Here is a 17621-nt window from a genome sequence, read left to right on the forward strand (position 1 = left end):
GTTATAAGAAATTAAAATATTTTTAAGTTTTTGAATAAAAAGCTTAAAATTTCACCAGGAGGAATATATAAAGCACCAATCCGAGGCGGACACGCAATACTTTAAGGGCATTTTTCACTTGCTTTTTCACAGTTTCTTCGGAAATATTCAACTGCTCGGCAATTTCCTTGTGCGATAAATGAGATTTACGGCTCAATTCAAAAACTTCGCGCATTTTTGGTGGCAGGGCAGCAATCTCTGTCTCAATAATAGCCATCAATTGCTTTTCGCGCACCAAATGATCGGTACCTGCTACGTAATTACTGGTATAAGCAGCAAGTGAGTCTATATATTTAGATTCTACCTGTTTGTGCTCCATCATGTTCAAAACCCGGTTACGGACAGCTGTGTACAAGTATGCCGACAAGGTTGAAATCAATACTATATCGCCGCGCCGTGTCCATAAGCTTGTGAACAACTCCTGCACCAGGTCATTAGCGGCATCTCTATCGCCCAGTTTTTTGTAAGCATGCGCATGCAACAACCATTTATAGCGGTTATAGATCTCGGTATAAGCATCCTTATTGCCTTCGCGGAGTAACGAAACGAGATCCTGATCAGAAATATCGCGCAGTGTTATCAATAATTTATATTAATCACACTAAATTAACGAAAATATCACACAATCATATTCAGAACTCAAAATATGGTAAAAAGAAATTTTACCTTAAAGCACAATCCGTCGCTATTGTGAGCGCAGCGAACATCAGCGCCTCGCGCCGATGCTTGCAGTGCAATTGAACCCGGCGCGGCAGCGCGTGGTGGAATGGAGTTGCATGCTGCAGGTACAGGCATTCAAACTTCAAGTTGTTGTTCGAATCGCAACACCTAAAATTATACTCCATCCGAAAAATGGCAGCAGATGTTACTGGCTTTAAAATCGATGTTATGGCCTTTATATATCCTATCACCATCTCTCAGTGACTTGCCGTAACAGGTTCCCTACCGCCAGGTACCCGAGTTTGATGAGTTTTTATTCATGACTTAACTTATGAAACACCTTTCACAAAAAACATGAAAGCCATTTCATAAATCAAATCATATAAATATCAGCACCTGAAAAACAAATTTAATTTTGCGGTTATGCTTTGAAAGTGTTTTTTCGACGGGCAAACTTTGGCAACCTCTCATATTTAAAAGTTTCCATCAGCATTACGCAGATCAAACCATTTTGCTCTCGAACAACTCACCAAAATTAGCGAAGGTTTCGTTAGCTGTATTAATAGCCGCGGCTTCATCAGCATTGGTTGGTGCTATGGCATTTAGTTGGGCTACAAAAGCGCCCCAAATACGTCCGGTATCGGCACCGTAGCCCGAGAAGAACGAGAATCCTTTGTCCATGCCGTGCTTTTGCAGCATCTGTACAATGTATGGCCCGCCCATAATAGATCCTTCCATTACATATAAAGCGCCCATAGCTTCAACAGCATTGGTAATAGTTGGTACGGTTACCGGTGGCAGGTCGTTCACATCTGCCCCAAGTTCCTCAATATCAGCTTTCAGGTAGCTGGAGTTACGGCGTTCGGAATAATCGGGTAAAACTTCGGTAGTGATGTAGGGCTTTATGGCAGTTTCCAGGGCGCTGAAATAGGCGTAGAAATTCTTCAATACGTTAGCATAGTCGGCATTGCTGCGAATCGACTTTAGTTGCAGTACCACCTTTTTTCGAGTTGCTGGTGCGGGATTTGTGTGGCATCTTTAATTTTTGCGCTTAACATAGTTCTTTCAGTTTTAAGTTGATGTATCCTTTAATCATTTTGTGCTCAGGTTTTGCTCCCACACTGTTGCACAAAGTAACGAAAAGCAAGATAAAGCGTGGCCCAATAAAGGCCGGTTACAGCGGGTGGGTTGCCCTGTAAATATTAATGAGTTCTAATTTAACGTATTTACCCCAACTTAATTTTACAACATAAGTACGGTTTTATTGCCTGCATAATGTGCGAGCACAGGCTATAATTATACCATCCGGGCGAATCGGCAGATGCGGCCCGCTCACTTTCGTAATGGTATATAAGGGGTATAGCAGCAAAGCCTTTTCATTTGGCCAATACAGAGGCCAACTAAATATAGATTTTCATAAATAACTGATTTAGAGACAACAGGTATTTTACACTTATCCTTATCCCCTCCGCCAAGTTCAACATTAAAACAAAGCAACCTGCAAATCAAAAACTTGCAGGCTTTTGTTTTTCATCACTGAAAAGCAGTAAACAAGTATCTGATACCGTTGTATCGAAATTATTTATTTACACGCTCAACAAAATTCCAAAAATCGTTCTCATGAAGTAATGCTATCTGGTGCCCTTGCTTTTGCAAGTTTATAGCTTGCTCAACTTTACGGCCATAGCATGCATAGGCCCAGCACGGGTTTCCACCATCGCCAATTATCAGGTAATCGGTTTTCTGTGATACGTTGTTCTGAAATTTACTGCCTAACTTTAACACTACCTGTTCAATGTCTGTCCTTTTGGCGCGTGTTGAAACACCGGTAAAGCAAAAGCTCTTGCCGGTTGCTGTAATATCAGGCGACGCTGTATAAATGCCCATTGTTGACGCCTGTTTTGTGTCCTGCTTTATTTCGGCGCTTACCCGGGTGTTATTGAGCTTTGCAAATTCATTAAAACAAGCCATTAACTGCAGCCGCTCGTCGGAGCCTATTTTACCGTCAGCCAGCACATCGGTTATTAATGCGCTTATCTCATCGTAAGGATAGTATGAGGCCAGGTGCCGATTTTCGTCCAACCACTTTTTTAATTCAAAAACCTCGGCATCGGCTACATAGCCATCAGCTAATATACCATGGCAAATACCCTGCAAAATTTGCAGGTCTGACGTGGCAGCATCATAATAATAGCTATCGGTTTCGTACTTTTGGCAAAGCCAGTAAAGGTCATTGATAATTTCAGAACGATGATCTTTTGCACTAAGCGCTTCGCTTATGCTTACCATAAACTCTTTGAAAGGGTTCCGGTTTATCAAATCGTGATGTGCAGCGCACCAGCCCATCAATTCAGCAACTTCGGCATCATTAACTTCACCATCCATATTAATACCCAAAAGGATTCCTTTTAAAGAATTGATTGCTTTATCTGCTTCACTCTTTGAAGTGAACTTCCGGAAGGCCATATCCTCATAGGGCACTTTATTAAGTGGCGCTACAAGTTCTTCGGCTGCAGCCGCCGCGGGCATATCATCAACCATATTGGCGGCAAGCTTTATCCCGCTTAAGCTTTCCGCGAACTGCAAGTCGAAATATTTTTGTTTTAGCATTGCCACCTGCATATCCAAAGGCAACCAGCCTCCCCATTTAGAAAAATCAATAATCCCGGGATTTTTTTCCACCAGGTTAAGCAAATGGCTATCGATATCCTTAAGTGATGAGGTTATATTTTGCCAGATTACATCAAACTCAGCAAATGATACACCTTGAATTGTAAAACAACTTGAACCACTGTCGAAGGTATTTTTCAAATCCGCCATATCAAACAACAATTCAATGGTCCTGTTCTCTTTACTACCACAAAATGTAAAGAGTTTCAATTGTTTCGGTTCAATAAGTAAAGGCATTTCAAGCCCGGGTTGCTTTATTTTGAAAGGGGCAAAGTCGGCGCGGAGTTCGTTTATCGTCTGCATACTCTGGGCATCCAGCATATCAAACGCCGCATCATCTAAAACAATATCGAGCATCTTTCGCCTTATACGCTGGTGAACATCAGCCGCCCCGCCAAAAAACAATGGTTTTTTCCCATCATTTGCCCTGGCCACTTCTATCCGTTTTGCTTCTAAGTCTACATATATGATCTTCCAGATTTTAGCGGCCAGCAAAATATTTTCATCTTCTTTCACCTGCGGGCTTAGCGGAATTTGGCCAATGGTAACACCGGCGTTCACCACTTTAAAGTAAATATCGGTAGTAAACATGGAGTAAAAATCCATGCTGTTCACTATCTTCTCTCCGTCAATACCTATGATCACCTCGTTCCTGATGGCTTCAAGCATACCACTCGCTATCAAGTGAGCTACAATAGTTTCAACGTCCTTTTGCGGTATTGCCCCGAATGCGAAGTTGCTTTTAAGCCGGGTGATGAGTTCTCCTTTATCAATGCCCGAATGCCCCCTGGTTATTGATAGGGCCTGGTGCAGTAACACATCATACGCCGGACCAGCCGTGGCAGGCGGCTCTACAAAGCCTTCCTGAAAAAGCAGCCAGCACGCTAATGCCTGCAGCAAACTCCATGCATCTGTAGCATATAAACACAGCAAGCTGGTAGCTCCTTCCCTGCGCCCGCTCCTTCCAATTCGTTGCACCATAGAGGCTATACTGTGTGTTGCATCTATTTGCACTACTTCGTCAACTGTCCCAATGTCAATACCAAGTTCTAAAGTTGAGGTGCATGAGATAGTAAAAGGGAAATACTTATTTGTTTTTGCAAACTCTTCGATGTATTCCCGCACCTGTTTATGAACAGATGAATGGTGTGAGAAATAATTTTTATGCCCGCTTAACCTGTCAGAAAGCTTCAGCAGTTTCACGGCCACTTCTTCGGCCCTGCCACGGTTATTAGGAAATACCAGTACCTTTTTGTTATAAGTTTGAAGATAAAGGTCCTTCATCAGCTCCAAAGGCAGGTCAGATCCTTCGCCGGGGTAATATTTAAAGTTTGCGTTAACCGGTTTTGCCGTACGGTCGAGCAACACAGTAGTTCGTTCAGGGGTCCCTGTGAAATTCTTGGCCTCAGCAAAATCACCTAACGTTGCCGAAAGGCCAACAATGCTGAAAGGCTTGCTTTGAATGGCTTGTAACCTGGCCAATAACGATTTTAGCTGTACGCCTCGATCTTGCCCTACAAAAGCGTGTATCTCATCAATAACCACATATTTAAGGTTACCAAATAAAAGCTTTACCTGGAACGGCTTGTTAACAAACATTGCCTCGATAGATTCGGGCGTAATAAGCACAATGCCCTGTGGCTCTTTTATCAACCTGTTTTTGGCTCCCTGGCTTGCCTCGCCATGCCATTTGGTAACGTCGGCATCAAGGTGTTTACAAAGTTTTTCTACACGCTCAAACTGGTCGTTTATTAGTGCAATAAGTGGGGACACATAGAGCACCTGCACTCCGGGCTCGTTGAAGTTTACTTTTGAGAGGATAGGCAAAAACGCAGCCTCCGTTTTGCCCGATGCGGTCCGGGAGGCAAGAATATAATGATCATCATTAGAGGTAATACGCTTGATGGCAGCATCCTGTATCGGGCGGAAACTCTCCCAGCCTTCCTCCCTGATGTATCGCCTTATTGGCTCCGATAAAAGTTCAAAGGCCATATTACAGCTCCTCTATACCTGCCATCAGTTCATCACTTGGCCGCTCGTCGGATATCACTATCTCGCCAAATAGCTTACGTTTATCAAATGCCGGGTTTTGGCGAAGGATATTGAGGATGTTGAGGAAATCTCTTATCACTTCTCTTGGCGTTAAAAACTCGGCAGCGCCCGGTTTATTGTATATTTCTTCCATAAACTGGGTGATGTCGTAATCATCAAAATCAATGTCGGTTTTATAGTTGATATCAAAAATTTCCTTAAGCTTTTTAAGTAATACAAATATCTCGTTATTATCTATCGGTAATAAACGTATAACCGGTTGGGCAAAATCCCGTATCTCGCTGCTCTCAAATCTATTTGCTTCCAACCTGCTTTTTAAGGCCTGGTAAGAGAATAAGCCCCTCCGTTGATTCTCTAAAAATTCTTTTGTTCCTGCAAAGTTGATGTAGAAGTTACTCACTTTGCCCTGGAAACAATCGTTATAAATGCTTAATATCTTCTCGTAATTCTTTTCGCGCATGGCCCCGGTAGATATTTTGTAGAGGTTAATAGCCTCATCAAGGTTTATAACAAACCCACTGTAGCCCATACTTACAAACAGCTTGCAAAAGTTCTTCAGCATATCATAGTAGTTGAGGTCATTGATGATTTCCCGCACCCCCAGATCCTGCCGTGCCTCTATTTTGGTAGCATACTCGCCTTTAAGCCACTTTAGCGCATTCCTACGCAGTAATTCGTCATCATTGATATACCCCTCGTAATATTTCATTACAACGGTACCAAAATCAAACCCGCCCACATCAGTAAGTTCAGCTATAGTGGCCATTATGCCGGTTTGTATCAGGCTCAAATATTGGGGCGCGCGAATTTCTGTTACCGGGATATTATTATCCTGCGCTGTTTTCATCAGTACCTGCTCCATCCATTTTTCCATGAGTGTTGGCAGCGCGCCGCCCTCGGGTTTGGTTTGTATGGCAATATTATCCATAATGGCGGCATACAAAGCCTGGCCTTTACCATCGTTGGCATACAAGCGGTTATCAGGCGTAAAATCGGCATTAGCTACCACAAACTTTTGCTTTAGCGCTACAGTGTTCAGCAAATGCAAAATGAAAGATTTGCCCGATCCAAAATCGCCTATCCAAAACTTAACCATGCTATGGCCGTTCTTCACGTCTTCTAATGCTGCCACCATCGCGTTTATCTCGTCAGAACGGCCTACGGTTATATGCTGAACGCCAATTTTAGGCACTACCCCGCCAATAAGCGAATTGATAATAGAGGTTGCTTCTTTAGGTTTAATGTTCGCTATCATTTTGCAAGTATGTTATTGTAATATTGTTGGTTAATAATATAGTGTTCTTCGTCTTCCTCTATCAGCACATCATCCAAAAGTTCATAGCATATCTCGTTAATACTATCGGTAAGGTGATTTTTAAACACGCTGTTTGCTTTGGCGAAAGCGTCTACCTCTGCGGCCGCCAGTGTAAAATTGCTTTTTTTGAACATGTTCAGCACAGCTACCTGTGTTGCCGAAAGCCCGAGCGACGCTTCATAGATGCTTGTTTGTAGCGTGTTGCTTTGGAGTGGCAATACAATATCTGCCTGGTGCGGGGCTGTTGAAGCGGTCACCGGCACAGGCATGGGGGGCTCAGGTTCTTCGTCGGCCAAATACTTATTTAACAATTCAACGGTACCCGCGTGCCGTTCGTTAATTTGGCTGATAGCCTCTTGATTCAGGATCATTTTTTTGCGCTTGGGCAGATAGATAGTTCTTACGGTCGTTAACGCAGCCTGCAGGTCTTTACTTGCGATTAGCTTGTTTATAATATCTCTGAAGTCGTTAAACTGCTCATCAGTGGCAAACAAACTTTTCTGAACCGTTTTATTCATTTGCCTGTTATCAAACACGGCCGATTGCATATCGGTAAAAACATAGTTCACAAACAGATCCAGCGCCGTAAGTTTATCTGCTTTGGCAATTGACTTTGACGCTTCGAAGTAAATCATCTCAACGGATGGGTTTTGGCTGTTGAGCCTGGCCAGCTCTAACACTGCTTGGTAAAATGCGGGGGCATTGCCGGCGTGTTTTTCACAGATTGATTGAAAGGCGGACCTCCAGCGGGTGGTGTTAAGCGCATTCAATTTTATGTTTGCCTGTTCGTCCGGCGCTTCTATCCGGGATATCCAAACAGGCAGTATCCCACCAAGCTTATCAACCACTTTCTCCTTGTAAAGGGCGTCTATTTCCTCATCATTGTAATTGACATCGGTGTTTAGCTTTCGTGCATGGCCATATGCCTGACGCACTGCATTTTCAACGTTTTTGAACAGGAAGGTATAAATATCACCTATTGCAGAAAGCATGGTGTATTTATAATTGTAATTATTGATGCCCGTACCTAATTGCTTGTGGGTAATCAGATCGGCAAGTGTATTAAACTCAACCTCAGTGGTTGCGCCTTCTTTTAAATATTTACGGTCAATAGCTTCGGTTACCAGTAAAAACAGCTTCACCGTTTCGCGAAGGCAAAATTCAATTTCGCAAAAGCTGTTATCGGGATACCATATTTTGTTTAACAGCTCTACGTCATAGTCGTTCAGCATTAACTTTTTCCTGAACCTGTTGCCAAGCTTCAAGCTGCGGTCTGTTGAAAGATGCAGCTGAAAATCGCGTATCCGGTCAATAGCAGCCCAGTCTTGTTGCTCTTCCAACACCAAGCTAAGCGCCGATAGCGCATATGCTTTTGTTTTAGGATAATTAGCGGCGAGTTCAAATATGCTTTGCTCCAGTAACCGTGTGTTGGTATGCAGCTTATAATTTTCAAGAAGATCAAAGAGCAGTATAAACGCGTAATTGTAATTCCCTTCCAGATCGAGATAGTCCTTTACCTGAAACTGCTTCTTGAAATATTGGTAAAAGGCATCCTGCTGCGCTGTAGCAGTTTGCAACTCATTGTAACTATAAATATACCTGGCTTCCCAGTACGGTATACCAGAGCCGTAGCGGCGCAGGGATCTGATATTGGCTTGATAATCGATCTTTACAGCTTCGCCGGTTACATCAACCACGCCGTTGTGTGCATCAATAGCTATTGATGAAGGATACTGGTTTTGAACTGATTGCTGGCCGGCCACGATTAATTAGGTTTAGGATGTGTTAAAATTAGTAAAAGGCTGTCTTTTTTTCAATACCTTCCAGGCAGTTTCTGCAACTTCATCGCTCCCCCCTTCATTTGTATAATCAGGCTATACAATAGTAACCAGTACCAGCCGCCCGCCCTGTTCGTTAGATAACAATACTTTTTGCCCGTTGGTAAGCACAAGCATTTCGCCAATTGCTATGGGTTTGTTTGCGGTAACATCTTTTAGCGAGGTAAGCTTTTGGTTAACCAACACCCATTGCCCATTGTGGAAACTAAAGTACCCCACCGGCTTTTTATCTTCGGCGCTTAGTGAAATATTTCTTACAACGTTGCGGTTAACGTGCCAGGGCATCAGGTACTGGTTATGATACACCATCAGGCGGTGGTCTTCGGGTTTCCAAACATCGTCTTTAAACTTATAATACAAGTCTAAAACCGGCAGCGAGCCTTGGTGCGGGGTACCACAAAAAGGGCACTTGGGTTTATAAGTATTATCAAACACATACCATTTTTGCCGGCAGGTTGTGTTTAAGCAGCGCTGCATTAAATCGGTGGTTTTTAGCAAAGCTGTCTCCCATTCATCGGCCGTTGGCCGTTGGGCGGGGTTATGCAGGCCCTTAATAAAAGCATCGTTAAACAACGACGACAGGTATGGCCCGGTAACGGTGTAGGGCAATTTGGTTACATCGGCCCAGGGTAATTCCTTTGGGTTTAGCTGATTGGTTTTAGGGCGGTTGCTAAGGTCAGTCGGATGTTCAATAAATAACGCCTTCTGGCCCATCGATAGCAGATCATCCTCTTCAGGCTCCAAAGCATGTACCTTACCGCCTTTTAGCGGATGCCTGTATAACAGGTACATATATATCATTACTGCAAGTGCATGCAGATCGGTATGCCGCGATGGCAGTTTTCTATTCGGGTCGGCAATGTTAAGGTGCTTTGTTGCCAATACCTCGGGGGCAATAAAATCGGCGGTGCCAATCACATCAGGAGGGTATAAACCGGGAACCACCAACCCGTCAATATCAATAATAGCGGCCGACTGGGTTACCGGATCTACCAGCACATTTTTATACGAAAGGTCGGAATGGGCCAAGCCGGCCGAGTGCATCCGTTTTACGCCGCGGGCAATATTAACGCATATCTGGAAATAGGCCAGCCAGTTACCCAGTTCCGATTCGTCAAGCCGCAGTGCAAAATCTTTATGCCTGAATTTTGGTGCGGCAAACCATTTGCCTTGCTTCTCCTCTCCTTTTATGAGATCGCTGGTGGCGTAGCCCTTTTGAAAAAAGAATTTAGAATTATAGGTGGGTACAATGATGCCTGTTTTGTCGTTAATTTTCACAACGTCGGTAGGCCAGCTGTATAGCTCTTTGTAATAGCTTCCGCCCTCGCGGTTAAAAAAGCTATCGTAATATTTAGTAACTATCTTGGTTAAGCGCTCTTTTGAGTTATGATCTTGAACGTTGCGAAAAAGAGCCACCACGTATGACCTGTCGGGGCTGAAATAAACATCTTTCATGCCCCCGCGCATAGGCTCGCCATTATCTACATACTGGTATTTCTTCCCGGCATCAATTATAGAAGTTACGGTAATAATGTTACTCATGGCTTAATAAATTATAGCGAGGGTCCTGTCATCGTGGTTACCGGGGCTCCAAAAGTCCATCCATTGCGAAAGTTCGTTGGCTATATTATCATTCGCAGCATCGAACACTACGCGTGTGCCGTCCGGGTTACCCCCATCCAAATCGTTGAAAAACTGTTTCCAGCGTTCAGGTTTTTCCAGGTTCGCTTCCACTTCAAATTTAGGGTCGTATATACCGTCGGTCATCATCACCAGGTACTTAAAATCGTCAACCAATTTAAAGTTAAAGCGGGTTGCGAATTTATCGCTCTTGAATACCTCGGGCATGGTAATAAAACGTGTGCCGCCGCCATATTCGCCAACATCCAGCCAGTTCATCAAGGTTACGCTCTCGTCCTTGCCTATCAAGGCAATGGGGCAATCGCCAACGCCGAACGACAGTATGGCGTAACCAAATCCGTATTTTTTAAACAGCGTGAATATCAGCGTGGTGTGCAATTGCGTTAGCGGCACCTGCATATCGGCAGCGCATTGCTCTAAATGCTTAAAGATATGAAAAGCCGCCGCTCCCAACTTTTCATACACCCACAGGTTTATTTTCCTGAGCGTTAGAGCATCAGCCGCTTGGTGCTGTTCTGCCAAAAGGCCGTCAAATTCCGCAAACGCAGCCGGATCTATCTTATTTTTGAAGTACGCTACCGCTGCCTTACAAGCCTCTTCCGATCCTTTGCGCGAGTATTCGGCGCTCCCGGCACCATCGGCCAACACAACCTGGCCCCAGCCCGAAGCATGCTGTAACCACCTGAAGCCATCGTCTCTGAAAGAGCCTTTATTAGCGTGCGATCTTCCGCGTTTTGAGGCCACAACTATTTTTTTATCGCCAAGTGCCCCAAAACTGGTAATATCGTCCTCTTTCCAATAAGTATCGTGTGTATCGCTCGGGATATTTTTCCATAACGACCGTGCATCCGGGTTAACTATCAGCGAGGCAATTTTTTCATACTGTGCCTCAACGCCCCCTTCCTGTGTTAGTTTATAGCTTATAATAAACTTGTGGTCGCCGCTGCTAACGGGCATGCCCGATATGGTATTTGTACTGCTATCAAACTGCAAGCCTATCTCATTTAAGCCGGCTATATCAACAATGGCTACATCGCTCCAGCGCAACTGCTGCCTGTCTATAACAAATTGATATGGTTTACCAACCATACCATTAGGGATGCTTAAGTTTTGGTCTTGTATATCCTGTACCCTGTTACGGATCTGCCAATTCTCCATAAGCTTTTTTTGGTTCTGCAGTATTTGCTCAATAATATTTTGATTGTGTTCCGAATCGCAAAATGTATCAAAAAATCCGCTCCGGTTGTCGGGTACGGTAATGTTATTTGCCGATAACAACGTTTTTAAATAGGCTTTTGCGCTGCTCATTTTATCCCTGCGCCCTTCCTATATCCATACTGCCATCGCCAACCCCATAGTAGCCTATGTTGCCGCACCAGGGGCATGTTTGCTGTTCACGGTCGTCAATACAATGTATCTTACCACAGGCGCAAACAGCCACGCCATAAGGGTTGGCACAGCTGGGGCAATTAGGAAAACCCACCAGCTCGCTCGAATTGATCTTGTTAGCCGCGGCTGAGCTGTCGGAGAGTTCTTCATAAGTACCATCTACCTGGTAACCGCCCACCAGGCGGTAAGATAAGGTATTGAGGCCGAGCCCCGGTATATCGCTTTCGCCAACATGTTTCCGGTACTTGATGAGGTACTGCCTCTTACTGTTCTGGCATTTGCCGGCAAGCACAACAAAATTATTATCGGTAACCGGCAGGTTTGGTTTTTCTTTAGTCAGATCGATCTTTGATAGCGGCGTTCCTTTCAGGTTGGCCAGTTCAAAATCCGAACCGCTGCTTTCAACGCTTACGCTGGTTGTTTTTATAGAATCGGTTACCCATTTAAAAAATTGCTTATATGCGTTTTGGTCTGCATTTTTAAACGAAAGAACATTCTCAGTAAGTTGAGACAAAATGTGGTTATCGGCCTCGTTACCAAAAGATACTGCCACCATATTGGCAGATCGCTGCCAGTTACGCTTCCACTCGCCGATGGCCGCAGAGCTGTCTTCTGTTGGTACGCCATCTGTAAATAAAAAAACCAGTGGCTTCCAGTCGCCTTTTTGCTCAAAAGTGGTTTTTACAATATTCTTTCGTAATTCATACATCAGGTGCCCCAGCCCCTTACTTAACGAAGTACCGCTCCCCACCGGAAACCGGGGCGGGTAAAAATTAACTATCTCTTGTAAGGGCACAAGCGTTTTTGCCTGCCCTGCGAATACGATAATTGATATCCATGCCGTTTCGATAGCATAAGGATCGGCCTTTAAGGCCTTGATAATTGTTGCCAGGCCTTCTTCCACCAACTGTATGGGCTCGCCCACCATTGATTCGGATACATCGATAAGGAAATAAACAGGTAATCGTCTCATGGAAAATAAGATTTATCTAAAATTTACCGAACTTACATACACCGCGCCCGGGCCGGCAACCCGCATCATTGAAAGGCCTTCGCCACCAAAAAAATTCGTCCCCGAAAAATGAGGCGTAAGCTGGTTGTGCATCTCTGCCCCCATAGCAATAAAGCTTTTCTCATCAATATACACCACTTCCCCCGGTTTTAGGTCGAGGGTAATTGGGGTGCCTATGGCATCAAGAAAAACGGTACAAAAGCCGGTTATTTTTTGAAGGATTGGCCCGTTACCGCCAATAAACGAGGTGATGTTGAATTTAAAATCGATATCAACCTTGCCCGAAGACGCTACGTAACTGCCTGCTTTGCATATAATACCACCGGGCAACGTTTTAAGGTTAACGGGCAACAAACCAACTTTGCCTGCCAGCACCAGTTTCTTTGGCAAGGGGTGGTTATTTACAAGGTCTACCATAAACAGGCTCTCGCCCGATAGGGTGCGTTTTATCATACCGGCTATACCGTTGCCTAATACGTTTAAGGTTGAGGCAATACCCTCTTCATAGTAAATAAGTGCGCCGCGTTCGCAGTAAAACTGTTCTTGCTTTGATAGTTCTACCTGCAGGCATTTATAATCGTGGCCTATGAGTTTTACATTCATGCAAGCTTTATATTACCAAATGTATATCCTGTGGCGGCGGGGGCAGCGAAATACTGTCTGTTGTACCCATGCTTTTATTGCCTTGCTCAATAGTGTCTGATACCCATCTAAAAAATTGCTTCAGGGTGTTGCTATCAGCGGTATCTAAATGCACAACGGTATCGGTAAGTTCCTTCAGCATCATATCATTTGCATTATGGCCGGCTGCGCAAGCTACTATGGCGCCAAAATTTAACGACTGTATCTTGGGTATCATTTCCCGGTAAAGTAATATATCCGAAGGTTTACCGTCGGTAAACAGAAACAATAAGGGTTTCCAATCTGCTTTTTGTGTGGCGGTACCTTTTTGCACCCCGGTGCGTACTTTTTCGTAAAGCATCTCTAAGGCCATGCCTGTATGTGTAGGCCCGCTTTGCGGGCAGCTTATCTCGGGCAGCTGAAAATTAACCAGTTCGGTGAGTGGCATCAGTTCGGTTATATCACGGTTGAAGGTGATCATACTTATCCATAACGAATCAAGTGCCTGGGCATCGGTACGTAAGGTGTTGATCATGCCACTCAACGCGTTATTCAACGCCTGAATGGGTTCACCAAACATGGAGCCCGATGTATCCAATAAAAAATATACCGGCAGTCTTCTCATACACGTAATTTTTTAAGGTTTCTACACCACAATGTTTAATTCGGCAGGCGGCGGTGGCAATTCATTTAAGCCAACAACCTCTTTGCCGGAGTCTTCAACTTTGGTTGATGTAACACCTATCGAGGCCGTAACCCAGGTAAAGAATTTGGCAATACTTTGGCTACCGGCGGTATCAAGGCTCACCACATTTTCTGTGATCTGCTTTAACACACCTGTATCGGCCCCATGCCCGGCCGCGCAGGCAACAGTAAATGCCACTTTGCGTTTTTTAAATTCGGTTAGTCCGGTTTGCCAGCTATCAGTAGGTATACCATCGGTCATGATAAACACCAATGGCTTCCAGTCGCCACGCTGATCCATCGTAGTTTTTGTTACTTCGGTATCTATACATTGGCTTACGGTGTTTAAAGCAGCCCCAAGTGCTGTTGTGCCGCTTGCTTTTATATCCACCATCTGGAATGAGGCCAGATCGGTAAGCGGTACCACTTGTTTGGCCACGCTATCAAAAGTTATCACGCTGATGTAAGCCGTTTCGATTGCCTGCGGGTTTTGGCGCAGCGAACTGATCATTACCTGTACGCCGTTTTTCACTGCCTCTATAGGCTCGCCGCTCATAGAGCCCGAGGTATCAAGTAATAAATAAACCGGTAGTTTTCTCATGTCGAAATATTAGTTATATTTATTCAGATAATCTTGTAAACCGCCCTTCATACCTGCACCAACGGCCTCAAAGCGCCAGGTGCCTTCGCGCTGGTATATACGCCCAAACTCTACAGCAGTTTCTATGGAGAAGTCTTCTTCCAGTTCGTATTTCAGTATCTCATGCTCGGTGGCCGAATCAAAAATACGCACAAAGGAATTGCGTACCTGGCCAAAGTTTTGCCGGCGGTTTTCGGCCTCGTGAATAGTAACTACAATGCAAATCTCTTTAACCCGCGGATCTATCTTCGAGAGGTCTACCCTAAGTTGTTCATCGTCTCCGTCGCCCGCCCCGGTTAAATTATCCCCTGTATGTTCAACAGCGCCATCCGGCGACCGTAAATTATTATAAAAAACAAAGTGCTCGTCGGTTACTAACTTCTTATTATCGCCCAGCATAAATACCGAAGCATCCAGGTCAAAATCAAACCCTGTAGATTGATTTGTATCCCAACCTAAACCAATGGTAAATTTTGGTGCATTGATGTTTTCGCGTTGCCCCTTTTGAAGATTGATGGCCATATTAGATACGTTTTATAGATGTTTATATTCCGTTTTAGTGCTACTGAATGTACTTTTTTAGCAAATCGACAAAGTTGTCGGTTGAATGTGGCTCGCCTATAGCCCGAAACTTCCACGAATTATCTTTGCGGTATGCTTCTGCAAATACCATTGAACACATGCCATTATAGGTGCTATCGCCGGATAAGCTGAATTTGGCTATCTCATTCCCCTTTCCGTCAACCGCGCGGATAAAGGCGTTTTCAACCATGCCAAAATGCTGGTTATTGGCTTTACCCTGGTATATAGCTACTACAAAAACTATTTTTTGATACTGCTGCCCCAAATCGTTAAGCTTAACTATTATCTGCTCATCATCACCATCGCCCGCGCCGGTTCTGTTATCGCCGGTTAGCCAAATATGGCCCGAGGGATGTTTCATGGAGTTAAAAAAGACCACATCGCCTTCGTAAAGCCCAATATTGCGCCCATTTGATGCCTGCACAGTTCTGCCAAGGTTGGCCACGCGGCCGTTCGCATCCAGCAAAAAAGCAATAGCATCAAGGTCATATTCTTCTTCCTGGCCGCCGCCAAAAAGTTTGCCTAAAAACCCGCTGCTTTTTTGCCTAACGTCCCATCCTAAGCCAATGGTAACCATCGAGAGGTCATAATCTCCCCCTTTATCGTTTTTGCGCAGATCAATGGTCTGCCCTTTTACCAAATTTATTGCCATAATTTATTAGTCTTTACTGCCAACTGTCCATTTAAACCCAAACTTGTAATATTCATCTGCATCCTGGTGCCCGTTAAAATAACGGGCCTCTTTCTGTATCGATAATTGGCCGTCTTTATTTTCTATAAGCGCGGCGGCACAAAATGGTTTTCCGGCACCGGCATTATCCAGTTGAAGGGTAACCTCTTCCCCGTTGCTGATTTTAAAGAACATACGTCCGTTCACCGAATTGAAGTCCTTTGCTCCTGCATATATCAAACCAAAAAACATGATGCGTTTGATCAACTCGGGTTTAAGTACATGCATATTTTCGCCGTCGGCAGCCGCACCGCTCCTATCGTCTTTATCTAAAAAGATAAATGGCAAGGCTGTTTTTGAGCCAAAACTATTACCCAAAGGTTGAATAACCCCTTTTTGTCCTGTAGTTAATTCAAACATACAACCAAGGTCAAGATCGGCCCCGGCTTTGTTAAGGAAAGAGAAAAACCCCGTCTTTTTTTCTTCCGACCAATTCAGGTTGGCATGAATATTTAGTTGTTGCCCCGGTTTGGTAAGGTCAATAGCATGCTTATCGCCGCCTTTGCTCAGGTTGATGGCCATGGTATATTATTTTATGATTTGCCCTTTAAAATATTTACCTAAAAAGAAGGCCAGGTCTTCTTTGTAACCAATACCCGAAGCTTCGAATTTCCAATTGCCATCCTTTTTATACAACCGCCCAAACTCTATCCCGGTTTCTATGGAGAAGTCTTCGTCTAACTCGTATTTGGCTATTTCGCTACCATTGGCTTCGTCAACTATACGAATATAGGCATCCCTTACCTGGCCATAATTCTGTCGCCTTGCAGCTCCATCATGAATGGTTACTACAAACAATATCTCGGTAATTCTCGGGTCTACTTTATCAAGCTCAACACTAATCACTTCGTCATCTCCACCATCGCTGTTTCCGCCGGTAGGGTCGTCGCCGGAATGCTTTAATGCACCATCCGGAGATTGGGTGTTACCATAAAAAATGAAAAATTCTTCTTCGGGGATAAGGCGTCCGGCACCAATCATAATAGCCGACGCATCAAGGTCGAAATCAAAACCGGTACCTTCATTAGGGTTCCAGCCTAAGCCCACACTAATTTTCGATAGGCCAATATTTATTCGTTGACCCTTCTGTAAATTGATAGCCATGTGAAAATTATAATATTGATATATAAATAAAGTGAAATTTTATTCGCTCAGCGGGGGATATTTGTGAATAAGGTTCCAAGGGTGAATGTAGGATTTAATTATTTCAAATTCTGTAAAATTTGAAATAATTAAATGTTAACAACTTACCGCAGTTTTAACACTCGCCCCTGTTCAGCTAAGGGCCCTAAAGGCCATCTCAACAAAATACTCGCCTGCCTCATTTTCATCTTACTTACTATCTGGCACTGCTATATCAGGAAAGCATTACCGGCCATCTCAATATCATAAAATCAAACAAACAATCCAAACAAATGTTTTAATCAAACGATTGAATAATTTTGTCGAGTAAATTTTATCAACCATGGCAGAAACGGGTTTCAGGAAATGGATCATCACCATTACCGTTGTAACAGCATCATTATTAGAGTTGATCGATACCACGATCGTCAACGTCTCTATCCCCCAAATACAAGGAAATCTTGGGGCAACCATTACCGACACCGCCTGGGTGGTTACCGGGTACAGCGTGGCTAATGTTATCATTTTACCAATGTCGGGGTGGTTAAGCAGCTTTTTTGGCCGCAAAAATTATTTCGCTATCTCTATTATCATCTTTACCATCGCATCTTTTCTTTGCGGCAATT

Annotated in this window: 16 protein-coding genes and 1 pseudogene; 1 reads left to right on the forward strand and 16 read right to left on the reverse strand. The window is 44.0% G+C overall.

Annotated features, from left to right (window positions below):
• Positions 1-43: 43 nt before the first annotated feature.
• The 16 genes from BC343_RS28075 to BC343_RS31740 form a co-directional block, all read right to left on the reverse strand.
• Entirely contained in the window at positions 44-622 is a 579-nt protein-coding gene (locus tag BC343_RS28075; protein WP_078351141.1) for an RNA polymerase sigma factor, read from the reverse strand.
• A 578-nt stretch (positions 623-1200) separates the two neighbouring features.
• Complete coding sequence (locus tag BC343_RS28080) at positions 1201-1698, reverse strand: biliverdin-producing heme oxygenase (protein WP_238381888.1); 498 nt, start codon at positions 1696-1698, stop codon at positions 1201-1203.
• Between the two features lie 579 nt (positions 1699-2277).
• Entirely contained in the window at positions 2278-5361 is a 3084-nt protein-coding gene (locus tag BC343_RS28090) for a DEAD/DEAH box helicase (RefSeq protein ID WP_202909880.1), read from the reverse strand.
• Position 5362: 1 nt separating this feature from the next.
• Positions 5363-6676 (reverse strand): ATP-binding protein, encoded by a 1314-nt coding sequence (locus BC343_RS28095; protein ID WP_078351142.1) that lies wholly within the window; start codon positions 6674-6676, stop codon positions 5363-5365.
• A complete protein-coding gene (locus tag BC343_RS28100; protein ID WP_078351143.1) occupies positions 6673-8499 on the reverse strand; it encodes a tellurite resistance TerB C-terminal domain-containing protein in 1827 nt (608 codons plus the stop codon). The genes BC343_RS28095 and BC343_RS28100 overlap by 4 nt, the downstream gene beginning before the upstream one ends.
• Positions 8500-8610: 111 nt before the next feature.
• Entirely contained in the window at positions 8611-10116 is a 1506-nt protein-coding gene (locus BC343_RS28105) for a helix-hairpin-helix domain-containing protein (protein WP_078351144.1), read from the reverse strand.
• 3 nt (positions 10117-10119) lie between these two features.
• The gene (locus tag BC343_RS28110) at positions 10120-11523 is read right to left on the reverse strand and encodes a PP2C family serine/threonine-protein phosphatase (RefSeq protein ID WP_078351145.1); all 1404 of its coding nucleotides are present in this window, start codon (positions 11521-11523) and stop codon (positions 10120-10122) included.
• A 1-nt stretch (position 11524) separates the two neighbouring features.
• On the reverse strand, positions 11525-12577 hold the full coding sequence (locus BC343_RS28115) for a TerY-C metal binding domain-containing protein (RefSeq protein ID WP_078351146.1): 1053 nt from the start codon (positions 12575-12577) through the stop codon (positions 11525-11527).
• A gap of 12 nt (positions 12578-12589) precedes the next feature.
• On the reverse strand, positions 12590-13219 hold the full coding sequence (locus BC343_RS28120; protein ID WP_078351147.1) for an AIM24 family protein: 630 nt from the start codon (positions 13217-13219) through the stop codon (positions 12590-12592).
• 7 nt (positions 13220-13226) lie between these two features.
• Entirely contained in the window at positions 13227-13862 is a 636-nt protein-coding gene (locus tag BC343_RS28125) for a vWA domain-containing protein (protein WP_078351148.1), read from the reverse strand.
• Between the two features lie 21 nt (positions 13863-13883).
• Entirely contained in the window at positions 13884-14522 is a 639-nt protein-coding gene (locus BC343_RS28130; RefSeq protein WP_078351149.1) for a vWA domain-containing protein, read from the reverse strand.
• A gap of 9 nt (positions 14523-14531) precedes the next feature.
• A complete protein-coding gene (locus BC343_RS28135) occupies positions 14532-15083 on the reverse strand; it encodes a TerD family protein (RefSeq protein WP_078351150.1) in 552 nt (183 codons plus the stop codon).
• Positions 15084-15123: 40 nt separating this feature from the next.
• Positions 15124-15795 (reverse strand): TerD family protein, encoded by a 672-nt coding sequence (locus BC343_RS28140; RefSeq protein ID WP_078351151.1) that lies wholly within the window; start codon positions 15793-15795, stop codon positions 15124-15126.
• Between the two features lie 6 nt (positions 15796-15801).
• Complete coding sequence (locus tag BC343_RS28145) at positions 15802-16395, reverse strand: tellurium resistance protein TerA (protein WP_078351152.1); 594 nt, start codon at positions 16393-16395, stop codon at positions 15802-15804.
• Between the two features lie 6 nt (positions 16396-16401).
• Complete coding sequence (locus BC343_RS28150) at positions 16402-16977, reverse strand: TerD family protein (RefSeq protein WP_078351153.1); 576 nt, start codon at positions 16975-16977, stop codon at positions 16402-16404.
• Positions 16978-17259: 282 nt separating this feature from the next.
• Positions 17260-17520, reverse strand: coding sequence for a hypothetical protein (locus tag BC343_RS31740; protein ID WP_238381896.1), 261 nt, complete (start codon positions 17518-17520; stop codon positions 17260-17262).
• On the opposite strand from BC343_RS31740, the pseudogene BC343_RS32025 reads away from it, so the two are divergent.
• A pseudogene (locus tag BC343_RS32025) lies at positions 17504-17608 on the forward strand (hypothetical protein); the annotation flags it as partial. The gene BC343_RS31740 and the pseudogene BC343_RS32025 overlap by 17 nt on opposite strands.
• Between the last annotated feature and the right edge of the window lie 13 nt (positions 17609-17621).

Source organism: Mucilaginibacter pedocola, assembly GCF_002013915.1.
Classification (GTDB): domain Bacteria; phylum Bacteroidota; class Bacteroidia; order Sphingobacteriales; family Sphingobacteriaceae; genus Mucilaginibacter; species Mucilaginibacter pedocola.

Bases quoted from the DNA above. Each gene is read 5' to 3' on its own strand.
- BC343_RS28110 (WP_078351145.1), bottom strand. From the start codon at position 11,523: ATGAGCAGCGCAAAAGCCTATTTAAAAACGTTGTTATCGGCAAATAAC.
- BC343_RS28145 (WP_078351152.1), bottom strand. From the start codon at position 16,395: ATGGCCATCAACCTGAGCAAAGGCGGCGATAAGCATGCTATTGACCTT.
- BC343_RS28115 (WP_078351146.1), bottom strand. From the start codon at position 12,577: ATGAGACGATTACCTGTTTATTTCCTTATCGATGTATCCGAATCAATG.
- BC343_RS28105 (WP_078351144.1), bottom strand. From the start codon at position 10,116: ATGAGTAACATTATTACCGTAACTTCTATAATTGATGCCGGGAAGAAA.
- BC343_RS28130 (WP_078351149.1), bottom strand. From the start codon at position 14,522: ATGAGAAAACTACCGGTTTATTTATTACTTGATACCTCGGGCTCTATG.
- BC343_RS28135 (WP_078351150.1), bottom strand. From the start codon at position 15,083: ATGGCCATCAATCTTCAAAAGGGGCAACGCGAAAACATCAATGCACCA.
- BC343_RS28150 (WP_078351153.1), bottom strand. From the start codon at position 16,977: ATGGCTATCAATTTACAGAAGGGTCAACGAATAAATATTGGCCTATCG.
- BC343_RS28120 (WP_078351147.1), bottom strand. From the start codon at position 13,219: ATGAATGTAAAACTCATAGGCCACGATTATAAATGCCTGCAGGTAGAA.
- BC343_RS28090 (WP_202909880.1), bottom strand. From the start codon at position 5,361: ATGGCCTTTGAACTTTTATCGGAGCCAATAAGGCGATACATCAGGGAG.
- BC343_RS28140 (WP_078351151.1), bottom strand. From the start codon at position 15,795: ATGGCAATAAATTTGGTAAAAGGGCAGACCATTGATCTGCGCAAAAAC.
- BC343_RS28095 (WP_078351142.1), bottom strand. From the start codon at position 6,676: ATGATAGCGAACATTAAACCTAAAGAAGCAACCTCTATTATCAATTCG.
- BC343_RS28125 (WP_078351148.1), bottom strand. From the start codon at position 13,862: ATGAGAAGACTGCCGGTATATTTTTTATTGGATACATCGGGCTCCATG.
- BC343_RS31740 (WP_238381896.1), bottom strand. From the start codon at position 17,520: ATGATAACATTAGCCACGCTGTACCCGGTAACCACCCAGGCGGTGTCG.